Annotated in this window: 17 protein-coding genes, 1 tRNA gene and 1 pseudogene; 12 read left to right on the forward strand and 7 right to left on the reverse strand. The window is 68.8% G+C overall.

Annotated elements, in window-relative coordinates; genetic code table 11:
• Positions 1–357 precede the first annotated feature (357 nt).
• Positions 358–429, forward strand: a tRNA-Arg gene (locus tag AB0G35_RS34930).
• Positions 430–645: 216 nt separating this feature from the next.
• Positions 646–1,838 (forward strand): annotated as a pseudogene (locus tag AB0G35_RS34935) (IS3 family transposase).
• A 352-nt stretch (positions 1,839–2,190) separates the two neighbouring features.
• On the opposite strand, the gene AB0G35_RS34940 reads toward AB0G35_RS34935, so the two are convergent.
• On the reverse strand, positions 2,191–3,624 hold the full coding sequence (locus AB0G35_RS34940) for an ATP-binding protein (protein ID WP_360958071.1): 1,434 nt from the start codon (positions 3,622–3,624) through the stop codon (positions 2,191–2,193).
• A 653-nt stretch (positions 3,625–4,277) separates the two neighbouring features.
• Between AB0G35_RS34940 and AB0G35_RS34945 the strand changes: the two genes are divergently transcribed.
• On the forward strand, positions 4,278–5,228 hold the full coding sequence (locus AB0G35_RS34945; protein ID WP_360958074.1) for a DUF3800 domain-containing protein: 951 nt from the start codon (positions 4,278–4,280) through the stop codon (positions 5,226–5,228).
• Positions 5,229–6,229: 1,001 nt separating this feature from the next.
• A complete protein-coding gene (locus tag AB0G35_RS34950; RefSeq protein ID WP_360958076.1) occupies positions 6,230–8,119 on the forward strand; it encodes a DUF2075 domain-containing protein in 1,890 nt (629 codons plus the stop codon).
• A gap of 99 nt (positions 8,120–8,218) precedes the next feature.
• Here the strand turns inward: AB0G35_RS34950 and AB0G35_RS34955 are convergent, their stop codons facing one another.
• From AB0G35_RS34955 to AB0G35_RS34970, 4 genes are all read right to left on the reverse strand, one after another.
• Positions 8,219–10,132 (reverse strand): DUF2075 domain-containing protein, encoded by a 1,914-nt coding sequence (locus AB0G35_RS34955; RefSeq protein WP_360958079.1) that lies wholly within the window; start codon positions 10,130–10,132, stop codon positions 8,219–8,221.
• Positions 10,133–10,259: 127 nt separating this feature from the next.
• Positions 10,260–11,417, reverse strand: a complete 1,158-nt coding sequence (locus AB0G35_RS34960; RefSeq protein ID WP_360958081.1) for a hypothetical protein — start codon at positions 11,415–11,417, stop codon at positions 10,260–10,262.
• A 96-nt stretch (positions 11,418–11,513) separates the two neighbouring features.
• Positions 11,514–12,800 (reverse strand): cytochrome P450, encoded by a 1,287-nt coding sequence (locus AB0G35_RS34965; RefSeq protein WP_360958083.1) that lies wholly within the window; start codon positions 12,798–12,800, stop codon positions 11,514–11,516.
• 411 nt (positions 12,801–13,211) lie between these two features.
• Positions 13,212–13,409: a hypothetical protein gene (locus AB0G35_RS34970; RefSeq protein ID WP_360958085.1), complete on the reverse strand. Its 198-nt coding sequence runs from the start codon at positions 13,407–13,409 to the stop codon at positions 13,212–13,214.
• 21 nt (positions 13,410–13,430) lie between these two features.
• Between AB0G35_RS34970 and AB0G35_RS34975 the strand changes: the two genes are divergently transcribed.
• The 6 genes from AB0G35_RS34975 (at position 13,431) to AB0G35_RS35000 (ending at position 18,883) form a co-directional block, all read left to right on the forward strand.
• Positions 13,431–13,679, forward strand: a complete 249-nt coding sequence (locus tag AB0G35_RS34975) for a hypothetical protein (protein WP_360958088.1) — start codon at positions 13,431–13,433, stop codon at positions 13,677–13,679.
• 287 nt (positions 13,680–13,966) lie between these two features.
• Complete coding sequence (locus AB0G35_RS34980; protein WP_360958091.1) at positions 13,967–14,311, forward strand: hypothetical protein; 345 nt, start codon at positions 13,967–13,969, stop codon at positions 14,309–14,311.
• 166 nt (positions 14,312–14,477) lie between these two features.
• Entirely contained in the window at positions 14,478–15,941 is a 1,464-nt protein-coding gene (locus AB0G35_RS34985; protein ID WP_360958094.1) for an FtsW/RodA/SpoVE family cell cycle protein, read from the forward strand.
• Positions 15,938–17,392: a penicillin-binding protein 2 gene (locus tag AB0G35_RS34990; protein WP_360958097.1), complete on the forward strand. Its 1,455-nt coding sequence runs from the start codon at positions 15,938–15,940 to the stop codon at positions 17,390–17,392. Before AB0G35_RS34985 ends, AB0G35_RS34990 begins: the two co-directional genes overlap by 4 nt.
• 62 nt (positions 17,393–17,454) lie before the next feature.
• On the forward strand, positions 17,455–17,961 hold the full coding sequence (locus tag AB0G35_RS34995) for an HD domain-containing protein (RefSeq protein ID WP_360958100.1): 507 nt from the start codon (positions 17,455–17,457) through the stop codon (positions 17,959–17,961).
• Between the two features lie 91 nt (positions 17,962–18,052).
• A complete protein-coding gene (locus tag AB0G35_RS35000) occupies positions 18,053–18,883 on the forward strand; it encodes an ATP-binding cassette domain-containing protein (protein WP_360958103.1) in 831 nt (276 codons plus the stop codon).
• Here AB0G35_RS35000 and AB0G35_RS35005 read toward each other — a convergent pair.
• Positions 18,880–19,341 carry a MarR family transcriptional regulator gene (locus tag AB0G35_RS35005; protein ID WP_360958105.1) on the reverse strand — a complete coding sequence of 154 codons (462 nt, stop codon included), beginning with the start codon at positions 19,339–19,341 and terminating at the stop codon, positions 18,880–18,882. The two genes, AB0G35_RS35000 and AB0G35_RS35005, sit on opposite strands and share 4 nt — an antisense overlap.
• 91 nt (positions 19,342–19,432) lie before the next feature.
• Between AB0G35_RS35005 and AB0G35_RS35010 the strand changes: the two genes are divergently transcribed.
• Complete coding sequence (locus AB0G35_RS35010) at positions 19,433–20,353, forward strand: alpha/beta hydrolase (RefSeq protein WP_360958108.1); 921 nt, start codon at positions 19,433–19,435, stop codon at positions 20,351–20,353.
• 103 nt (positions 20,354–20,456) lie between these two features.
• On the opposite strand, the gene AB0G35_RS35015 is transcribed toward AB0G35_RS35010, so the two are convergent.
• Entirely contained in the window at positions 20,457–21,566 is a 1,110-nt protein-coding gene (locus AB0G35_RS35015; RefSeq protein WP_360958111.1) for a ferritin-like domain-containing protein, read from the reverse strand.
• Between the two features lie 171 nt (positions 21,567–21,737).
• On the opposite strand from AB0G35_RS35015, the gene AB0G35_RS35020 reads away from it, so the two are divergent.
• A complete protein-coding gene (locus AB0G35_RS35020; protein WP_360958112.1) occupies positions 21,738–22,685 on the forward strand; it encodes a diiron oxygenase in 948 nt (315 codons plus the stop codon).
• The last annotated feature ends 146 nt before the right edge of the window (positions 22,686–22,831 follow it).

Below are 22,831 nucleotides of genomic sequence, written 5' to 3' on the forward strand. Positions count from 1 at the left end.
CTGCCCTCGTCGTCATCGATTTCCCGGACCTGCACACGTTCAGCCACGCGATCATTCTGGCCGTCCGGCACCGCCCAGGACAGCAACAGAGTGACGCCTCATCGCAGGGCGAACGTTGCTTGATGCGGCACTAGGGGCCCACCTGCGGCGCCGTCCCGGTTTTGCCCACTTCCGCCCTCATGCGGGGGACCTTTCCGCGACCACCGCCGCCACCCCGCCCCGATGCGCTAAGACCCTCCCCCGCGGTCCGAGCCAGGGGCGAAATGCCCACCTCTCCGCCCCCTCCCCAAACCTGTTCATGAACACCCCATCAGAGCTGGTAGGGTTCTACCCGTCGCCGCAAAACACAGCGGCAACGCCCCCGTAGCTCAGGGGATAGAGCAACGGCCTCCGGAGCCGTGTGCGCAGGTTCGAATCCTGCCGGGGGCACCCAGAACAGGGGAACGAGATCGGGAATTTTGTCCCGGTTTCGGGATCCGGGTGCCATGATCGGGCGCCAGCACTTCGATACTGGCGCCCGTTTCTTTGTTTCCTGCGTCCAGCCCACGGGTGATGGACGCCAGTGCGTCAACTGGGCTGTACTGAGATTTATGGAGTCCCTGATGCCAGGGTTACGGTCCTGGCGAAGGAGATCCACCAGCACCCATGGCAGCACCCCGTAAATACCCCGACGAGCTCCGCGAGCGCGCGATCCGCGAGGTCCGGGCCACCGGCCGTCCCATCGCCCACGTCGCGAAGGACCTGGGCATCCACAAGGAGGCCCTGCGCGGCTGGGTCCGCCAGGCCGAGGCCGACCGCGGCGAGCGCGATGACCGGCTGACCAGCGCCGAGCAGGACGAGCTCAAGCAACTCCGCAAAGAAGTAGCGGAGTTGAGGCGCGCGAACGAGATCCTCAAAGCCGCCTCGGTGTTTTTTGCCCAGGAGATCGACCGTCCCCGGACGAGGCCGAGCAGGTGATCGACCACCTGCGTGACAAGGGCCTCGGGGTCGATCCCGTCTGCCGGGTTCTGGAGCTGTCGCCGTCCACCTATTTCGCCCGCAAGAAGCGGCCGAAGCCGGACCGCCGGCTCCGCGACGAGCAGCTCATGCCGCTGATCGAGCAGGTTCATGGCGATTCGAGCGGCACCTATGGCGCCCGCCGGATCACCCGGGCCCTGCGCCGCAAAGGTGTCGACGTAGCCCGCTGCACCGTCGAGCGGCTGATGGCCGAGCTGGGCCTGGAAGGCGTCATCCGCGGGCAGCGGCGGCGGACCACCGTGGCGGAGCCGTCGGCGCCCCGCCCGCCCGACCTGGTCGACCGCGACTTCACGGCCAGTCGGCCCGATCAGCTGTGGGTGGCAGACATGACCTATGTGCGCACCTGGTGCGGGTGGGCATACGTGGCGTTCGTCCTGGACGTGTACTCGCGGATGATCGCCGGCTGGCAGATCGCGAACCACATGCGGACCGAACTGCCGCTGGACGCACTGGAGATGGCGCTGTGGAGACGGAGGACCAAGAAGGACTCCGGCCTCATTCATCACAGCGACCGCGGGTCGCAATACGTATCAATTCGATACACCGAGAGACTGTCCGACATCGGGGCTTCGGCCTCGGTCGGCTCGGTTGCCGACTCGTACGATAACGCGATGGCCGAGGCCCTGAACGGCACCTTCAAGGCCGAGCTGATCGAGATGCAGGGCCCGTGGAAAGACGTCGACCAGGTCGAGCGGGCGATCTTCCAGTGGGTCACGTGGTACAACGAAGAACGTCTGCACTCCGCGCTCGACTACGTGCCGCCGGCCGAGTACGAGGAAGCCTTCTGGCGGAGCCAGGAGGAAACACCGCAGTCCGCCTGAAACAAGTTCACCGGACTCTATGAAACTCGGGGCAGCTCACTGGTGGCACCCGGCATCACCGTCGCGAAGTATGCCGTGGCGCCCGTGGCTGTCTTCTGGCCGCACCTTTTGGGGCCAGCAGAGCAGATGGGGCACATGCTCATCACGGCGCTCGGCATGCGCTGACGGGGATGGGCGAGGTGCTTGATCGTTTCACTAGTCCGGAAAAGTCGGGCGATCGGCATCCTCGACGTACCGCTACCCGAACCCGCGCCTGAGGGATGGGCCTGGGTAGAGGCATACTGGCACTGGGCAGACCGAGTTCCACAACTCTGTGGCCGGCCCACAACTCTGTGGCCGGCCCGCTTCCCGGCTACCGCCAGGCACGAACCAGGTCCTCGGGCCCCCAGGAGGCCGCAAGGGGCAGGTCGTCGGCCACTCCGCTGCGGGACACCGCCACCAGTGGGGTGTCGGGCCCGGCGCCGGGCACCGCGAGCATGTCCCGGGCCAGCGCGTCGTATTCACGTCGGCCGAACGGCTGGGACTCCAGCCACTTGACCGACCCGATGAAGTGCACCCCACCCGCCACAGGTTCACGGTCGGCGCCGATCAGGTCGATCTCGGGGTTGTTCTGCCGGTTCCACCAGCCGCCGACCGCTTCCGTCTCCGGCCACCGCTCGTCGGGCAGCAGCCGCAGGAGCGAATCGCGAATGACCGGCTCGACGGCACGTCCCCGCCAGGTCGTCCAGGACCGCTCGATACGCTCCAGAGCCAGGTCACCGCGGCCCCGCTCAATCAACGGGATCCCCCGCTGCAGGAAGGCGAGCCAGAACCGGAGATACGGATCGGCGATGCGATAGCGCTTGTTCTTGGTGTCGACCTTGGCGGACAGCGGCAGGTCGGCCGCCAGGACACGCTTGGCCTGCAGGGCATTGAGCAGCGGGGACAGCGTTCCCGAGGGCAGCGCGCCCGCACCTCCGGCCTGCGCCGCGATGGTGGAGAAGGTGCGCTCACCGCTGCCGACCGCCTCCAGGACCGCCCGCGAGTGCGACGCCTCGGGGAACTCCCCCAACAGCGACAGCTCGCCCGCCACCAACAACGGCGACAGCGGATTGGCCACCGCCTCGCGCAGGAAGTCCATACGGTTCATCCCCGGCCGCCACGACTGCACGATCTCCGGAAAGCCCCCGGTGATCAGCAGCGCGTCCATCGCTTCCGCCGCGCTTAGACCGGTCATCGTCTGCACATCGGCCAGGTGCAGCGGCCGTACGGTCATCTTCGCGGCCCGTCCGAAGAACGGACTGCCATAGGACTGCAGCGCCTCCATCACCGACATGTCGCTGCCCACAAGAACGAGCAGGACCGGCTTGGCGGACAGGTGACGGTCCCAGACCGTCTGCAGCGCCCCCTCGAACTCCCCGTCCTCCTCGACCAGCCACGGCACCTCGTCGATCACCGCAATACTCGGGGCATCGTCCGGCAACGCGACCGCCAGGGACCGCAGCGCCTGGTTCCAGTCCGCAGTCTGCAATCCGGCCACCAGCTCCGCTCCGGGCAGAGCGGAGTGGGCGAGCATCGCGGAGAAGTCCGCCCGCTCGGTCATGCCATTGCGGCCCCTGGTCGCCTGGAAAACGACGTACGGAAGCCCAGAACGGTCACAGAACTCCTGGACCAGGCGAGACTTCCCCACCCGGCGCCGCCCCGTCACGATCACAGCCCGGCCCCGGGTGGCACCCGTGCCCTCGGCCACCGAACCCAACTGCCGAGCCAGCAGATCGAGGTCCGCCGCCCTGCCCCTGAACTCCATCGGCACTCACTCCGTGCAGAAAACATAGATTCGATGTTACGTAGATTGAATCTTACTTAGATGATAGCTCCATTGGCGTATGCTGCAAGTCACACCGAAGACGGGGACGAGTGGCCCACCATCACTTCTCACGCCTCTTGGGGACACGCGTCCGCATGGTCACGACGAGAGATCCCGCAAGTCACAGGGCTTCGGCACGATCAGCCCTTGCCCGTGGCTCCTGCCAAGAATTCGAACCTGCGGCCACGCACTGACGGCCTACCCCTTCATCCCTACGACCATCTGGACCACCAGCTGCCCGCCCCCAACCAGCGACTCACCCCGTTCCCATGTCCCGAGCGCCCCGCCGGGGGCACTTCGAGAAAGTGCCGGACCCCCTCGATAGGCGAAGCGCCAGTCGGGGGGTCTTCTGTTATTGGCAGAGACGGGGGCGTGAGCGAGCGAGCCCTCAGTGATCTTCCTCGCCGGGCCGCGGCAGACGTCAGGTCGGATTCCAATAAGGGACCCCTTGATCACTGGGTGTCGTTCGCCTACTGTCGGCGACAGTACGAACACATAGCTGCGACCGATCTCTTCGGCGTGGCACCTCCTATGGCCGTCCCCGGGGTTCTGGGGGTGGCCATAGCTGTCTCTGCCGCCAGGGGGCCCGCACCTTGCATCTTTGCTATCTCGATGAATCCGGGACGGGCCAGCCCTTGAACCCCGAGGTCCCCGACTCGATGCCCGTCCTGGTCATCGGTGGGTTCGCAGTCCCGGAGGCGCAGCTCAAAGCGTTGGCATGGGACTTCATCGCGCTCAAGAAGAGGTTCCGTCCCGAGTTGCGCAGCCTTCCTCGACTGACCCAGGTCGTTCACCACGAGGTGAAGGGGGAGACGCTCCGCAAGCCCTTCCGCAAGACCGGGCGCAATCAGCGCCGGCGGGCTCACGGGTTCCTCGACCACCTCCTGAACATCCTCGAACGGCGCGACTGCTCAGTCATGGCGCGGATCTGGGTGAAGGAGGAGGGCAAGGTGAATGACGACGCCGCCATGTACGCGGCCTCCGTGAGTGCCCTCGGCGCGAACTTCGAGCACTACCTCTCCGAGCGTGCGAGCACCGGTATCGCCGTGCTCGACAGCCGTAACCCGACCGACAACCTGGGCAATGTCCACTGCATAACGACCCGGAAGTTCGGCAAGGGCGGGGACCGTCTGCCACATCTCGCGGAGTCTCCGCTCTTCGGGCACAGCAACACCCATCTGGGCTTGCAGATCGCCGACCTGATCGTCTCGGCGATCCTGGCACCGGCAGCCGGTGTGACCTACGCCGGAGATCTTGTCGGCAATGTGCACTGCGCTCCCGGATTCGCGGAAATCCGCGACCGGCATTGCCCACGGCTGCGGAAGCTCCAGCACCGTTATCAGGACGCCAGTGGCAGGTGGACCGGAGGGATTGTGGTCTCGGACGCCCGTGGCCGGCGATCCGCCCAGCAGCTCCTCATTCCTCCTGCCGCCGAGACGGTGACCGGTGTGCCGGCACAGGGCCGTGTCCGGGACGTGGCCGCAGCCCAGGCGTTGGGTGGAGCGAGCGCACCAGCCGCGCAACCGGTTCCGGGCCAGTGTTGACGTCGCCCCGAGCGTCGGCTCGTCATTGCTCCCTCAGGCCCCGTCCCCGGCCACGCCACAGCTCCGTGGCTTGAGCTCCACGGGCGCCCGGCAAGCGGCTGCCGTTGGGCTTCCCTCGTGTGTCCGCGCGCGGGGCGGGAGGCGAGTCCGGTTCCTCGTGCCGATCCCACCTCGCCCGGTGCGGTGGCCCCGGACCCCGTCGCCATATCGCCCGGGCTCGCACGCTCCTGTCCGACAGCGACAGGATTGATCACTATCAGGTGATGAGTTGTCAGGTACGCACGGAGATGCGTAGGCTTTCGAACTCAATCTGGCATCAACAGACTTCTGGGTCCGACCGGACAAGTCTTCCGCCTACACATGGAGTGCAGCTGTGCCTTCTTTTCCGCTCGACGACGGCTCTTCAAGAGCGGGACAGCGTTCTGTCCCCTCAGCTTCCGGACAGCCCTCAGGCGAGGGGATCGCCGAAAATCCGCCAGCCGGTGATCTTCCACTGCCCGCCTGATCCTCTCCCCTTCCACCGCCGCCTGCGCTCGGTCATGGGGGAACGATCTGCCATGTGCCGGCGTCGGCGTTCGAAAGGACGACTGTGCTGTCCAACCCTGTCGCCATCGCGGCCTGTGGGGCCGCCGCACTCGTTGCGTGCTGTGCCTTATTCATTGCCGGAAAGATCGCAGCGCACGCGCTGCGGGACAGTAACTCGGCTGACCGTTCACAGATCCTGCGGTCACTGGCCGACGTGTTGCGCTGCCTCCTGACGCCTTGGCGTCGGCGCATGTAGGGCCACCTCCGAGCCGTTTCACCGAGCCGGAGGGAGTGGCATGGAGGCCGGTTCCCTTCGGCTCGGACGGCCGCAGTGGTCGTTCATCACCAAGTTAGAGTTGACACCGATCGTTCAAGCGGCCCGCCGGGCTTCCGTGCCTGATGGACACAGCCATACAGGGTCTTACCGGACACGCCCCCACCCGCTTCAGCCGTACCGTGCTGCCTGGGGGCCCTCCTTGCTTTTTCGCGAATCCGCTGCGACGGTCGCCGCCCGCAATCTCGAAGGGATGCTGGCGTCTCACCTTGCCGACCAGTTCGTGCACGCCCACGGCTACCGGCCCGGGCCTTCCGAGGTCCGCTCCTGGGAACGCAGCATTCCTGCTCTCACCGGTGCCCTGCTCGATGCCGGACTCGATCAGGTGGAGATGCTCATCGAGTACGGGCTGCCATTGACCAGCAAGCGGGCCGACGTGGTGCTGGCCGGCATACATCCACGGACTCAGAACCCCTCGTACGTCGTCGTCGAGCTCAAGCAGTGGAGTGAAGCGCATCCGGACGAGGATGACGAGCCACTGCTCTGCCGCATCGACACCTACGCCCACCCCGTACTGAACCCGATCGAGCAGGTGCGGGGCTATTGCGACTACTTGGTCTCGTTCAACGGCGCCCTGGCAGCGCATCCGGAGCAAGTGTCCGGAGTGGCATACCTGCACAACGCGACCGAATTCGGCGTCGGTGGCCTGTACGAGGCACCTCAGGACGAGCGCGGAGGGATGTTCACCGCCGAGCGGCGTGGTGAGTTCCTGGCTTATCTGCAATCGAAGCTGGCTCCCGTGTCCGGGGCAGCGGCTGCCGACGCACTGCTCGCCGCCGCGACGCGCCCGTCCAAGCAGCTGATGAGCGTGGCCGCGCAAGAGGTGCGCGAGCGGGAGCAGTTCGTCTTGCTGGACGAGCAGCGCGTGGCGTACGAGATGGTGCTGCGGGCCGTGCAGAAGGCGCATGAGTCCGACCACAAGGAAGTGGTGATCGTGACGGGCGGCCCGGGGACCGGGAAGAGCGTTATCGCCCTCTCACTGCTGGGCGAGATGTACCGACGCGGCATTCCCGCACTGCACGCGACCGGCTCCCAGTCGTTCACCAAGACCATGCGCAAAGTCGCCGGTGCCCGCAAGCGCGAGGTGCAGGATCTCTTCCGGTACTTCAACAGCTTCATCACTGCCAAACCCAACAGTCTGGACGTGCTGATCTGCGACGAGGCCCACCGCATTCGGGAGACGTCGGCCAATCGTTATACGCGCGCCGAGTTCCGTACCGGCAGGCCGCAGGTGGACGAGTTGATCGACGTGGCACGGGTGCCGGTCTTCCTGCTGGACCAGCACCAGGTCGTACGCCCGGGTGAGAAGGGCAGGGTGGAAGACATCAGGGCCGCGGCCGAGAGCCGGGGGCTGAGGTGCCGAGAGGTGTCGCTCGACAGTCAGTTCCGATGCGGAGGTAGCGACGCCTACCTCCACTGGGTCGTACGACTGCTGGGGCTCGAGGACGGCGGCCCGGAGGAATGGAAGCCGGACGGTCGGATGGAACTGGTGATTGCCGAATCACCGGAGGAGATGGAGGCGTTCCTCCAGGAACGCCAGTCGAAGGGGCATATCGCCCGGATTTCTGCCGGCTACTGCTGGAAATGGTCGGACGCGAAACCCGGCGAGCCGCTTCCCGCGGACGTGGTGATCGGCGACTGGGCGCGTCCGTGGAACCTGAAGGGCGAGCGTTCCGTGATGGGTGCTCCGCCGTCGGCTCTCTGGGCCACCGACCCGGCCGGCTTCGGTCAGGTCGGCTGTGTCTACACGGCGCAGGGATTCGAGTACGACTGGAGCGGGGTCATCCTCGGCCCTGATCTCGTCTGGCGGAAGGACCGTTGGATCGTCGACCGCACCGCTTCCAAGGACCCGGTGTTCAAACGGTCGACGCCCTCCGAGCAGGTGGACCGGCTCATCCGCAACACGTACAAAGTGCTGCTGACCCGCGGCATGCTCGGAACGGTCATCTACTCGACCGATGCGGAAACCCGCGCCAAGCTTCGAGAATTGACCGCCTCGAGACACGTGGCAGAACCAGCTGTCACGGTCTGAACGGGCTGTCGCCGCCCGGCCGCCCTGGTACTTCAGGGCTACGGGCGGCGCGGTCGCCACCTACGGTTTCTGTCACCGACAGCGCTATGCCTCCACCCGTCACCGAACGAGATCGAACAGCTTGGCGCGCGTCTCGTCGTCCGTTGAGTACAGAATCGTGCCGGCCATGCCACGCGTCAGCAGTACCTTGTAGGTGTTGCGGATCAACCGTGCCAGGTCAGCCCGCGAGGCAGTGGCTGAGGAACGACCGCCGCGGGAGTGTTTCTTGATGGCCGGATCTTCGGAGGCCGTCGGGTCGGGGACCCAACTGCCACTTCGCCAGACGAGATCGGGACCAAGGATGACCCCACTCCAGTCGTACTCGAATCCCTGTGCCGTGTAGATGCAACCGATCTGGCCGAACCCCGCGGGGGCGGTCGCCCACAAATCGGAAGGAGGATTGCCACGCGCCCCGGACGGGGCATTGACGTTCCAGGGCCGCTGCCACCGTCCGATGGTGACGTCGTTCACCAAGGTTCCGTCCTTGCGCGGGGGGCTCCACGGCCAGCAGAAGCCCGCCGTCATCCGTGCACTCATCCCTTGGTCTCGTTTCGTCCGCAGAAACCTCTCAAGCTGTTCCGGGGACTCCGCGACGCGAACATCAAAACCCTCATCCCCCAGCCACCGTTCCGGGCCCCCCGGCTCCAGCTCCAGGAGCTTCAGTACCCAGGTTTCATAGGCCCGGCTCCCCCCGCACCGGAACTGTCCGTTCAGATCGACGTGCCGGACCGCGAGACCGCGATCGGCGGCAGCCTTTTCGATGGCCTCGACGGTCCCCGTCTCTCCGGGCCGCACCACCTGGTGCTGGTCCAGAAGGAAAACCGGAACCTGCGCCGCATCCAGAAGTTCCTCGACCTGCCGACGCACTGCCCACTTGCTCCCGACCGGAGCTCCGTTGGAGGTCTCACGCAGCCGATGGGCTTCGTCAAGAATCAAAACCTCAAGATCGTTCGGACGGGCCCGGTCGAAGCTATTGAAGTAGGTGAAGAGCTTCGCGACCCGGTTACGATCCCCGGAGACCTTCTTGTGCAACGTCTTGGTGAAGGCTTTCGAACCGGTGGCGTGTACGACCCGCCGATGCTGACGCAACAGGTGCCCCATGAGGGAAAGCGCGATCACGCTCTTCCCGCTTCCTGGTCCCCCTGTTACGAGCACGACCTCCTTTGCCCCGAATCCCTCGTTCCGCACCTTCTCCAAGGCCCTCAGCACGAGCGAGAACGCCTTCTGCTGGTCCCCCAACAGTCGGAAGTGTTCACGCGTCAGCACCTGGTCGGCGGCAACGTCCATCAACTTGAGAGCAGGTGAGTGCCGGCTCTGCAGCAGAGTGTCACCTGATCTCCGCTCCGGATCAGCCTGGATTCTTTCTCGAAGAAATCCGGAAAAATCATCTCGTGTTGTGGCGGTGAACAGACATCCGTCCGCAACAGGGGTGGCCAGCAGCTCAGACACATCCGCAGATTTGGCATTGTGCAGAAATGCCGCCACGCTCACCCGTTCTGGATGACCGTCGAATATCTGGGTGAGGTCAACGAGGTACTCGCCGTACCGCCTGGCTTGGGAGACCGGATGCAGCAATGCGCGGCGTGGTCGGATTCCCGGAACTTCACAAAGGTCGGTCGAGCCGGGAATTACGTGTGCGGCGCTCCACTGTTTCAGCTCCACCACCACGTAGGCGGGTTCGCCGCTGACGGGGTGAACACCGGCGAGAACGACGTCGGCGCGCAGGCTGCACATGGGTAACCTGTATTCGACCAACATCTCCACACCACCGAGCTGTGCGCTGACCAGCAGCTCCGCCAAGGCGGCAAGGCTCTCGCGCCATGACCGCACTTCGGCCTCGGAGGGCGGCTTCCGATAGGTGAAGAAGTACTCGCTCTTCAGCGACTCGACGTAAGGGCGGTGCACGGATTCTGCTTCTTCCGCCAATGATCCGGCAGAAACGCGCAGCAGCGTCACGGTGATCCCCCAGAGCACACGAGTTACCTCGTGCGGGTGGGGGCTTTTCCTGTAGCGGAAGCCCGTCGGGCCGCATCCCAACGGTGACAACTCTAGTCTTACCGAAGCCAGGACGAACGGGCAGGGCGAGCACGGGGGTGCACCCTCAGCGAAACTCCTGGTCCAGCTCGATACGCTGAACCGGTATCCGCATCGCCTCCGCCGTCTTGTGCGTCAGGGACTCTGCGCGGCGCTCGTCGAGTAGTGAAGCGTGGTCCGAATCGACCACGAATACCGGTACCCGCGACGATCGGATCGCTGCCGCCACCATGTCAGTGCTGTCGTCCGCTCCTTCGAAGACGTGGTCTCCGCGGGCCGGACCCCGCCGCCCGGCCGCCTCGCAGAACAACACGTCGCACGCCCCCGGCTCGGGTATGGCGCCTCCCCTCAGAACCTGCGCGGCGTATCCGGCGTCCACAAGCTGCCGGACCACACCGGAGATCAACCGCTTCCTGTGGGCTTCGGTGATTCCGCTCACCAGCACCACGCGCTTCTGATCTGCGGTGTAAGCCGCTCTCACCGCGTTGAGGAGGAACTGTTCAGCCGCCCTGACGTCGGAGAGGACACGGAACTCATGCCAGCCCGGCACCGCGCCGTCCTGGATTCCGCCGAGCTGTACCGAGAGCTCGCCCTCCATGAACCTGTCGGCCGCCGCACGCCCGGGCTCGGGCCCAAGCTGCGCGCGGAGCAAGGCCATCAGTGCACCGCGCGAATCACGGGTGAATACATGAGACAAGCGCGTCCGCCGGTACGTCAGCAGATCGGCCACGTCGTGTTCGGCGGCGTTGTGGAGGTAGGCGAGGCCCATCAGCCGATCGGGGCCTGTCACGTCAGGGTAAGTCCGGAGAAGTTCGCGGCAGAACACGGCAGTCTGCTCAGCCGGGTGCTTCTTGGGCTTCCCGGAGAGACTGTCGACATGAAAGCGCCCCTCCTTGCCGGCAGCTGACGTGACCCTCCTCCACTGCTTGAGCTCGGCAACGACATAGGAGGGCTCGCGCTTCCGTGGATGCACTCCGGCCAGTACTACGTCCGCTGCCGTTGCCAGCCGGGGAAGTTCGTATTCGATCATCATCTCGACTCCGCCGAGCCCGGCTTCGACGAGGTCGCGAGCCAACGCGGGGAGGCTCAGCGCCCAGGCTCGGGCCTCGCCGTCGCTCGCAGGCTTTCTCGCCTGCCGCTCTTCCGCCGCCCGCAACTCCGGGAGGAGTGCGCCTCGCCTGTGCAGCCCTTGCAGCTCCTCGGCCGACCGGCTGATGAGGAACACAGCGCCTCCCGCGGCTCAACAACAATCGCAGCGCAGGGCTCTCGGCCCGAACGGCGAGGCCCCGCCCTGCCCTATGACGGACATGGGCCGGAGGCGTCAGCCGTTCAAGTACACCGGCAGGGATTCCAGGCCGTAGACGATGGAGAGTTTGCGGAAGTCGAGGGTTTCGGGGGTTGCTGCGAGGCGCATGTGGGGGAAGCGGCGGGCGAGGGCCGGGTAGGCGGTGCGGAGTTCCATGCGGGCCAGTTCGGCGCCTACGCAGCGGTGGATTCCGTAGCCGAAGGCCAGGTGGGAGGGGACGTTGCGGGACGGGTCGAAGATTTCCATGTCCGGGCCCAGCTTGCCGTCGCGGTCGGCGCCGCTGAGGGAGCAGAGGACGACGTCGCCGGCGGCGATCTGGACGCCGGCGATCTCCAGGTCCTCGCGGGCGAAGCGCGGGAAGGCGACCTGGACGACGGTGAGGTAGCGCAGGAGTTCCTCGACGTAGCGGTCGACCGAGTCGTCGCCGTCATTGAGGGCGGCGAAGTGCTTCGGGTCCTGGAGGAGGACCAGGGCGCCGAGCGCCAGCATGCTGGCGGTGGTTTCGAAGCCGCCGGTGAGGACGCCGTCGGCCAGGCCCGCGAGTTCTTCGTCGCTGACGGTGTCGCCGTGTTCCTTGACGATCATGCCGAGGAGACCGTCGCCCGGGTTTTCCCGCTGCTTCTTGACGATGTCACGGAAATAGGAGAGCGATTCGGATATGGCGCCGAAGGACGCGTTCGCTCCGCTGAAAAGGTCGAAGCGCGCGGCGCTGAGGCGTTCGAAGTCGGCGCGGTCCTCATAAGGAACACCGAGGAGTTCGCAGATGACGAGGGAAGGAATGGGCAGCGCGAAGGCGTGGACGATGTCGACCGGGTCGCCGTTTTTGCCGGCGGCTTCCATTGCGTCGAGGCGTTCTTCGACGATCTCGTGGATGCGTGGGGTGAGCCGGCCGAGGCGGCGCATGGTGAATTCGGGCGTGAGGAGGCGGCGGAGACGGGTGTGGACCGGCGGATCCGCGAATCCCAGGCCGCCCGGGTTCTGTTCGGCGCCGGCTCCCGCCTTGCCGACGAGGTTGGTGAAGTCCGAGCTGAAGGCATTGGCCTTTCCGAGCACGGCCTTGACCTCGTCGTAGCCCGTCACCAGCCACACGTTGGCGGCTATCGGCACCGGGAGCTTGCTGATGGGTTCGCGTTCGCGGACCGCCGCCAAATCGTCTACGGGGTCGAGCCCCTCGCGCCGCAGAGGCATCAGGACGGACTCGGGCAAGAATGACATTCGAGACAGGTCGAATCCCTTCTTGCGCGTTCTCGACAGATACATACGGCCGGCCCAGGCGATGATCCGGGAACGGAGAGTCGTCATGACGCTAATTCTGCCTTTCGTCGAGGGGGACGGTCACCCGCGCGCCCGGCCGCACGGGGCGGCCGGAGCAGCGCGGACCCTCCACTCGGCGTGCTCGGAGGTGACGTACGCCATAGCCCCTCGCTCGCGGCGGTCATGGCGCGGGTCCATGCCGTCGACCGGTGTCTTCGGTCGTCCGCTTCAGCGTGACGAGCTCGGCCTTCTGCTTTTCGGTCTGTTCGTTCGGGAGGAGTTTACAAACTGTCATTGGGTGCGTTCGCGGAACAACCCGGGAAGACCCTGGGAGGACCCTGAGAGATCCCTGGGAGGCCCCTGAGAGATCCCTGGGGGACCCTGAGAGATCCCTGAGAGAACCCTCGGGGGCGGGGGGTTGCGGGGCGCCTTCTCCGGGAGCCGGCGCGGCTGCGAGGCTCAGGACCCGTCTCCGCCGCCGTGTTGGGCCTGGCTCCCGCCCGCCTCCGCGACTTGACGGACGTCCATGTGGGCCACCTTGCCGTCGCGGAAGGCGTAGGCGTGATGGACGGTGGTGTCGGACCAGTGGTCGCCGGTGGTGTCCCGCAGGCCGGGGTGCACGCGGACGGCGATGCGGCCGTCGGGTTCCGCGGTCATGCCCTCCATCCGTACGAGGGGGTGCGCGACGGCGAACTGACGTTTCCCGTAGGCGAGGATGGCATCGATATCGATGCCGTGCAGGCGCGTTCCGTCGGCGACGTTCGGCCGGTCGACGTCCGGATGGAATGCGGTGCGGTGAAGTCGTCGACGTCCCGGGTGTCGAAGATCTCGATGGAGGTGTTGTCGGGGTTCGGCGGGGGCCCGAATGCGCGGGCTTTTGTTACCGCCGGGGAAGTGAGGGGGAAGCATTTACGCCACGTAGTGTGAGCGGTTGCGGACGCTATGGCGTCTCCTTAGCGTGAAAGTGAGCTTCCCGGGACTTGCCCGGGTACTCGGGGAGGGTTTGCTCGGGATCAGCTCGGGATCTCTCGGGATCTGCTCGGGATCTGCTCGGGTCTTTTCTCCGTGGGAGGAAGCGCATGTTTCCGCAGCGTTCGCATTCACGGCATTCACGTTCATGGCGTTCGTGTTCTCGGCCTACGCGTTCTCGGCCATCGCGCTCGTGGCATTCGTGTTCTCGGCATTCGCGTTCCTCGCGGGGGAAGGCCGGCCGGGTGGGCCTCTGGGTGGTTTCCGGTGCGCTGGGCGGAGCCGTCGCGGCAGGGCCGGCGGCCCTGGCGGGACCGGCCCTGGCCGCCTCGGGCGACACACCCGGCAGTCCGGCCCGGCCCGTGGGACGGGTGGTGGCCAAGGACGGGCTGGTGGTGCGCACCGGACCGAGCAACGACTACCGGGCCGTGGGGGCGAAGCGGTACGGGAGCACGGTGGGGATCGTCTGCCGGGTCAACGGGCAGCGGGTCAAGGGGAACCCGGTCTGGTACAAGCTCAGCGACGCCTCGTACGCCTGGTCCTCGGAGCGCGGGATCGTGAGCGAGGGGGTGGAGGCCCGCTGGTGCTGATCAGCGGCACCACCCGGACGACCGTTCCGCCCGCCTCGGACTTACGGGGCCCCGCACGTGAACCCCCGCCCCCGCACATCAGCCCCCACCCCCGGACGTGCGGACCCCCCGGCCGCCGCATCCGACATAACGGAAATATCAGCCACTGCTTGCTACGTTGCCAGGCATGACGGCGAGGGCAAGGGCGGCCGCCACCGGACGGCATCCGGCGGACTCTTCCCCCGCCGTGCCGCCGCGTGCCAAGCAGCGCGGTGTCGAACTGGCCCTCCTCGTGGGCGCCGTGCTGATCAGTGTCTGCGGGTACGTCGTCGTCGGACTGGCCCGTTGGCATGCGGTGCCGGGCGGTGCGGTCCGGTACGGGGCGGGGCTCGGCGGGCTGGCGCTGCTCGCGCATCTCGTCGTGCGCTTCCGCGCGCCGTACGCCGATCCCCTGCTGCTGCCCACGGCCGTGCTGCTGAACGGGCTCGGGCTGGTGCTGATCTTCCGGCTCGATCTGGAGACGCCCGGGGACCGGGCCGCACCCGCCCAGCTGATGTGGTCCACGGTCGGGGTGGCGCTGTGCATCGCGGTGGTGCTGCTGCTGCGCGACCACCGCGTGCTGCAGCGGTACGCCTATGTGTGCGCGGCGCTCGCGCTGCTGCTGATGGTCGCGCCGATCCTGTTCCCCGCCGTGAACGGGGCGAAGATCTGGATCCGTCTCGCGGGCTTCTCCCTGCAGCCCGGGGAGTTCGCCAAGGTGCTGATCACCGTGTTCTTCGCGGCGTACCTGGCCGCCAACGGCGGGGCGCTGGCGCACACCGGCCGTACGGTGGGGCGGCTGCGGCTCCCGGCCGGGCGGGTGCTGGGGCCGGTCGTGGCGGTCTGGCTGATCAGCGTGGCGGTGCTGGTCCTCGAACGCGACCTGGGCACCTCGCTGCTGTTCTTCGGGATCTTCGTGGTGCTGCTGTACGTGGCGACCGGGCGGACCGGGTGGATCGCGGTCGGGCTGCTGCTCGCGGGCGTCGGGGCGGCCGCGGTGGGGACGTTGGAGCCGCATGTGCACAGCCGGGTCGAGGACTGGCAGCATCCGTTCGCCGGGATCGCGGCCGGGAAGGGGGCCGGGCAGCTCGCCCAGTCGCTGTTCGCGTTCGCCGCGGGCGGGATGTTCGGCACCGGGCTCGGGCAGGGCCACTCGTATCTGATCGGCTTCGCCATGAAGTCCGACTTCATCCTGGCGACGTGCGGTGAGGAGCTGGGGCTGGCCGGGCTGTCGGCGCTGTTCGTGCTCTACGCGCTGCTGGTGGGCCGCGGCTACCGGGCCGCGCTGGGGCAGCCCGATCCGTTCGGCAGCCTGCTGGCCGTGGGGCTGGCGGCGCTGCCGGCGATCCAGGTGTTCGTCATCGCGGGCGGGGTGATGGGGCTGATCCCGCTGACCGGGATGGCGATGCCGTTCCTCGCGCAGGGCGGGTCGTCGGTGGTCACGAACTGGATCATCGTCGCCCTGCTGCTGAAGGTCAGCGACCGGGCACGGGCGCCGCGGCCGGCGGGACGGCAGCCGGCCGGGGGCGGGAGCTGGGTGGTGGGGTACCTGACGCCGGTGCGGGCCCGGGACGCGGCCGGTGGCGCGCCCGCCCCGGAGGCCGGGCGTTGATCCGCGGCATCCGGCACACCGCCGCGTTCTCCTTCCTGCTCCTCGTCGCGCTGCTGGTCAACGCCGCCCGGGTGCAGGTCTACGAGGCCGAGAGCTATGGCGCCAGCCCGGCCAACCGGCGGGCGGCGATCGCCCGGTACGCGCAGCCGCGGGGCGCCGTGCTCGTCGCGGACCGGCCGGTGACCGGCTCGCGGGACAGCGGCGGGCGGCTGCGCTACGAGCGCACGTACACCGACGGGCCGCTGTACGCACCGGTCACCGGCTACTCCTCGCAGACCTACGGGACCTCGCTGCTGGAACGCGCCGAGGATCCCGTGCTCGCCGGCACCGACCCGCGGCTCGCCACCTTCCCGTGGTGGGACCGGCTGACCCGGACCCACCAGCCCGGCGGCCGGGTCCACACCACCATCGATCCGCGGATGCAGCGCGCCGCGTACGCCGGGCTGGGCGGCCGGAAGGGCGCGGTGGTGGCGGTCGAGCCGCGCACCGGGCGGATCCTGGCGCTGGTCAGTTCGCCGTCGTACGAGCCGGGGGTGCTGTCCGGCAACGGGCCCGCGGTCGGCGACGCCTGGCGCCGGCTGAACGCCGCCGAGGACCGGCCGATGCTCAACCGGGCGCTGGCGCAGACCTATCCGCCCGGTTCGACCTTCAAGGTCGTCACCGCGGCCGCCGCGCTGGAGAGCGGCCGGGTCACCGACATCGACGCGCCGACCGACTCGCCCGATCCGTACACCCTGCCGGGCACCGCCACCCGGCTCGGCAATGCCGCGAAGGACTGCGAGGACGCCTCGCTGAAGGAGGCCTTCCAGTACTCCTGCAACACCGTGTTCGCGCGGCTGGGGGCCGAGGTCGGGCTGCGCCGGATGGCCGCGATGGCGCGGCGGTTCGGCTTCAACGACCGTCGGCTGCAGGTCCCTTCGCCGGTCGTGCCCAGCCGCTTCGACACCCGCATGGACCCGGCGCAGGTCGCGCTGTCGGCCATCGGGCAGTACGACACCGCGGCCACCCCGCTCCAGATGGCGATGGTCTCGGCGACCGTCGCCAACGGGGGGCAGCTGACGCCGCCGTACCTCGTCGACAAGGTGACCGACGCGGACGGGGTGCTGGTCGCGGCCGGTCCCCACCCGGCCACCCGCCAGGTGGTCGATCCGGGCACCGCCGAACAGCTCCAGGAGATGATGATCGACGTGGTCGCCCACGGCAGCGGGCGGCGCGCCGCCGTCAAGGGCCTCACCGTCGGCGGCAAGACGGGCACCGCCCAGCACGGGGTGCACAACGAGGGCACGCCGTACGCCTGGTTCATCTCCTGGGCGCGGACGAAGGACACCTACGAACCGGCGGTCGCGGTGGCCGTCGTCGTCGAGGACGCGGCGGCCGAGCGCGCGGACATCAGCGGCGGGGGGCAGGCGGCGCCGATCGCCCGGGCGGTGATGACGGCGGCGGTGCGGTGACGGCTGCGGCGGTGCGGTGATGACCGCGGCGGTGCGGTGACCGCCCGCGCCACAATGGCCGTATGGCTGATGCGTCCCCGTCCCCGTCCCCCGCGCCCGTCCCCGCCCCGCCCCCTTCCCCGTCCCGGCCGCTGCTCTCGCTCGCCGAAGTGGAGGCGCTGGCCCGGCGCGCGCATGAGGGGCAGACCGACAAGGCGGGCCGCCCGTATGCCGAGCACCTGGCCGCGGTGGCCGCGGGCGTACGCGAGCGGGGCGGCAGCGACGAGCAGATCGCGGCGGCCTGGCTGCACGACGCGGTCGAGGACGCGGCGCTGAGCGAGGAGTGGCTGGCCGGTGCGGCGCTGACCGGGGCGACCAAGGCGATGGTGCGGGCGGTCACCAAGCGGCCGGGCGAGCCGGTCGAGGAGTACACCGCGCGCATCCTGGCCACGCCCGGTGCGCTGCTGGTCAAGGAGGCGGACCTGGCGCACAACGCCGATCCGGCCCGGCTGGCCGTCCTGGACGCGGCGACCCGGGAGCGGCTTGCCGCGAAGTACGCGCGGGTGCGGGGGCTGTTGGGCCTGGCCTGAGCGCGTGCGCCGGGGCCGTGGCCGGCGCCGCTCCCGGTCCACACCCCGGACGCCCGCACGAAAAGGTGGTGTGCACAGCTAGTCTGCGGCGATGACTCCCACCCAGCCTTCGGACCCCCCGGCCCCGGGGGCGGCGCGCGTGATCGCCGCCCTGGAGGGCGTCGGCGTCCGCCGCTGCACCACCGGACAGGTCATCCTCGACGGCATCGACTGGACCGTACGGTCCGGTGAGCACTGGGCGCTGCTCGGTGCGAACGGTGCCGGCAAGACCACCGTGCTGCGCCTCGTCGGCGCCCTGATGTTCCCGACGGTCGGCACCGTCGAGGTGCTCGGGCACCGGCTGGGCTCGGTGGACGTCCGGGAACTGCGGGCGGCGATCGGGCTGGTCTCCGGTGCCCAGAAGGTCCCGCAGGACGCCACCGGGCACACGGTCGTGCTGACCGGGGCGACCGGGACCGTGCAGCCGCTGTGGCGCCAGTACGACGAGGCCGTCCGTGAGCGCGCCCACGCGCTCCTCGCCGAGCTGGACTGCAAGGAGCTGGCGGACCGGCCGTACGGAGTGTGCTCGGGCGGGCAGCGGGCCCGGCTGCTGATCGCCCGGGCGCTGATGGCCGACCCGTCGCTGCTGCTGCTCGACGAGCCGTTCAACGCGCTGGACCTGCCGTCCCGCGAGGACCTGATCGATGCCCTGTACCGACTCGCCGCCGGGCGGCCGGAGTTGGCGACGGTGACGGTCACCCATCACCTGGAGGAGCTGTCCCCGGCGGTCGGGCACGCGGTGCTGCTGCGGGAGGGCCGGGTGCAGGCGCGCGGGCCGGTGGACGAGGTGCTGACCGGGGAGCGGATGACGGCCTGCTTCGGGCGCCCGATCGAGGTGTCCCGCCACGAGGGCCGCTGGCTGGCCCGCTCGGGCCGCCGCTAACGGGCGGGGCCCTCCCCCGCCGCCTCTCGGACGCCGTCCAGGAACCGCCGGATCGCGTCCCGTTCGCCGCTGTCGAAGGTGGCGAGCAGGGCGAGCGTGCGGTCGATCAGCGGGCCGAAGAACGACTGGCCCAGGGCGACCGCGCGCTCGTCCACCTCCAGCAGGACCCGGCGCCGGTCGTGGGTGTCCCGGACCCGGCGGATCAGGTCGAGCCGCTCCAGGCGGTCGATGAGCGCGGTGGTGCCGGCGGAGTTCAGGCCGAGGTGCCCGCCGAGCCGGCCGGGTGTGGCGGGGACGCCGGCGCGGGCCGCGTCCAGCAGGCTGATCAGCGCCCGGAGGTCGGTGGGGTGCAGACCGTTGCGACCGGCGAACTGCGCGCCCGCGAGGTCGAGTTGCACGGTCACCTCGCGCAGCAGATGGATCAGCTCCATCCCCGCGGGCTCCTGTTGCTCCGCCATACCGAACCGCCTTCCTTTTCCCGCCCCGTATTCTAATATCTCGCTCATCAAGATACTTGGTGAACGAGACGATGTCCGGGAGGACGGCCGTATGGCACCCACCGACCCCACCGCCTTTCCCGCCGCCTACGCGCAGGCCATGACGCGCTGGCCGATCGCCGTGGAACGGCTGGAGGTGGTCTCGGAGTTCGGCACCACCTGCGTCCACGCCTGCGGGCCCGCCGACGGCCCGCCGCTGGTGCTGCTGCCCGGCGGCGGGACCACCTCGGCCTCCTGGCACGCGCTCGCCCCGGCACTCGCCGGCACGCACCGGGTCTACGCGGTGGACCCGATGGGCACGCCGGGACTGAGCGTGCCCGGCGACCGCCCGGTGCGGCGGCCGGCGGACCTGATGGCCTGGCTCGACGGGGTGTGGGACGGCCTCGGGCTGGCCTCGGCCGCGCTGCTCGGGCACTCGTACGGCGGCTGGGTCGCGCTGAGTTACGCGGCCCGGGCGCCGCGCCGGGTGGACCGGCTGGTGCTGCTCGATCCGACCGGGTGCTTCGCCGGGTTCCGGCCGTCCTACCTGGCACGGGCGGTGCCGCTGTTCGTACGGCCCGGACAGCGGAGCACCCGGCGGTTGCTGGAGTGGGAGACCCGGGGCGCGCTGCCGGCGCCGGAGGTGGTGCGGCTGATGGGCGCGGGCGTGGTCGCCTTCCGGGGCACGAAGGTGGTGACGGGGCCGCGCCCCGACCCGTCCGGGCCGGCGGCGGCCGGGCTGCCGGCGCTGGTGGTGCTGGCGGGGCGCAGCCGGGTGCACGACATCCGGCGGGTCGCGGCCGGGGCCGCGCGGGCGCTGCCGGGCGCGGCGATCGAGACCGTGGCGGGCGCCGCCCACCACTCCCTGCCGGAGAACACGGACGGTGAACTCGCCCGGCGGGTGCTCGGTTTCCTGGCCGCGGCTCCCGGCGCGCCCGCCGCTCCTCCGGCGGCGCCGCCGCACGCGTCCGGGCCGCCCCCGCACCGCCCGTGACGCCGCGGGGGCCCCACCTCCGCGGCGTTGCCGGGGCTGCCCTCGCCGCCGAAGGGGAGGCCCCGCGCGTTCCTCCCGCTGCCGGGCGCGGGCACCGCCCCGGTCAGCCGTCCGCCTCGCCCTCCGCGATGGCCGCCGCGACCTCGGCCGTACGGGCCGCCTCCTCGGCGGCGAACCGCTCGGCGTCCAGCTTCTCGGCGAGTTCCTCGTCCTGGGCCATCAGCAGATCGAGGTTGGCGTCGCCCAGCTCGAAGACGCCCAGGTCCACATAGGCGCGCTGCAGCCGTTCGCCCCACAGCCCGATGTCCTTGACGCACGGGACGATCCGGCTGAACAGCAGTTTCCGGAAGAGGTGCAGGAATTCGGAGCGTTCGGTGAATTCGGCGGCCTCTTTGTGCGGAATGCCGAAGTTCTCCAGCACTTCGAGGCCGCGCAGCCGGTCGCGCATCAAATAGCAGCCCTCGATGACGAATTCCTCGCGTTCGCGCAGTTCGGCGTCGGTGAGCTGCTTGTAGTAGTCGCGCAGCGCCATCCGGCCGAAGGCCACATGACGGGCCTCGTCCTGCATGACGTAGGCCAGGATCTGCTTGGGCAGGGGCTTGTCGGTGGTGTCGCGGATCATGCCGAAGGCGGCCAGTGCCAGGCCCTCGATCAGCACCTGCATGCCGAGGTAGGGCATGTCCCAGCGGGAATCCTTCAGGGTGTCGGCGAGCAGCGCCTGGAGATTGTCGTTGATCGGGTAGAGCATCCCGATCTTCTCCGTGAGGAACCGGCTGTATATCTCGGCGTGCCGGGCCTCGTCCATGGTCTGGGTCGCCGAATAGAACTTCGCGTCGAGGTCCGGGACGGATTCCACGATCCGGGCCGCGCAGACCATGGCGCCCTGTTCGCCGTGCAGGAACTGGCTGAACTGCCAGGCGGTGTAGTGCTGGCGCAGGTCGCCGCGGTCCTTCTCGGTCATCTTGTCCCAGTACTTCGTGCCGTACAGGGACATCGACTCGTCAGGGGTGCCCAGCGGGTCCTTGGGATCGACCTCCAGGTCCCAGTCGATCCGCAGGGTGGCGTCCCACTGCTTGTCCTTGCCCTTCTGGTAGAGCGCGAGCAGCCGCTCGCGCCCGTCGCCGTACTCCCAGTTGAACCGGGCCGCGCCGGTGGCCGGCACCGCCCACAGGTCGTCGCCAGGGTTGCGCACGTACAGGTCTCGGGTGGACACGGACGCCTCCTCCGCTCGCCAACCGCCATGTCATGGGCGGTGGTTGGCAGGCTCACACGTTTCTTACCAGCGGGTCAATAAGTCGTGCACGGGGGATTGACGAGCTTGCTGACAAGCAGTCTCATAAGAGCCGACCGCGGGTAACACGCCACTAGCGAGGTAGCCACAGCCATGACGAGCGCGCCCACCGCACCGACCGTGACGGACACCGCAGCCCTCCGCGACGCCCTCGGTCTGCTCAAGGACCGGGAACAGGTCGCCGAGCGACTGCTCGACTCCTCCGCCAAGCACTCCTTCGACCCCGACACCGAACTCGACTGGGACGCCCCCCTCGAAGAGGGCAAGTGGTTCTGGCCGCCGGAGCTGGTCTCGCTCTACGACACCCCCCTGTGGAACAAGATGTCGCTGGAGCAGCAACAGGACCTCGCCCGCCACGAGGCCGCCTCGCTCGCCTCCCTGGGCATCTGGTTCGAGATCATCCTGATGCAGCTGCTGGTCCGGCACATCTACGACAAGCCCGTGACCAGCGCCCACGTCCGCTACGCGCTCACCGAGATCGCCGACGAGTGCCGGCACTCCAAGATGTTCGCGCGGATGATCCAGCGCGGCGGGGCGCCCACCTACCCGGTCTCCCGCCTCAACCACCACCTCGCCCGGGTCCTCAAGACGGTCTCCACCACTCCCGGTTCGTTCGCCTGCACCCTGCTCGGCGAGGAGATCCTGGACTGGATGCAGCGGCTGACCTTCCCGGACGAGCGGGTGCAGACCCTGGTGCGCGGGGTGACCCGGATCCATGTCGTCGAGGAGGCCCGGCACGTCCGCTACGCCCGCGAGGAGCTGCGCCGCCAGATGGTCACCGCACCGCGCTGGGAGCGGGAGTTGACCCGCCTCAGCTGCGGCGAGGCGGCCCGGGTGTTCTCCGTCGCCTTCGTCAATCCGGACGTGTACCGCAATGTCGGGCTGGACAAGCGGGAGGCGGTGGCCCAGGTGAAGGCCAGCGGGCACCGCCGCGAGGTCATGCAGTCCGGCGCCCGGCGGCTGACCGACTTCCTCGACGAGATCGGCGTACTGCGCGGTATGGGCCGCCGACTGTGGCGCAGCTCGGGCCTGCTGGCCTGAAGCGGCCGGCCGCGGCACCCGTTGGGCGTACTGCGCGGTACGGGCCGCTGGCTGTGGCGCAGCTCGGGCCTGCTGGCCTGAAGCGGCCGGCCGCGGCACCCGTTGGGCGTACTGCGCGGTACGGGCCGCTGGCTGTGGCGCAGCTC

It is taken from the genome of Streptomyces sp. NPDC021749 (assembly GCF_040640655.1).
Lineage (GTDB): Bacteria > Actinomycetota > Actinomycetes > Streptomycetales > Streptomycetaceae > Streptomyces.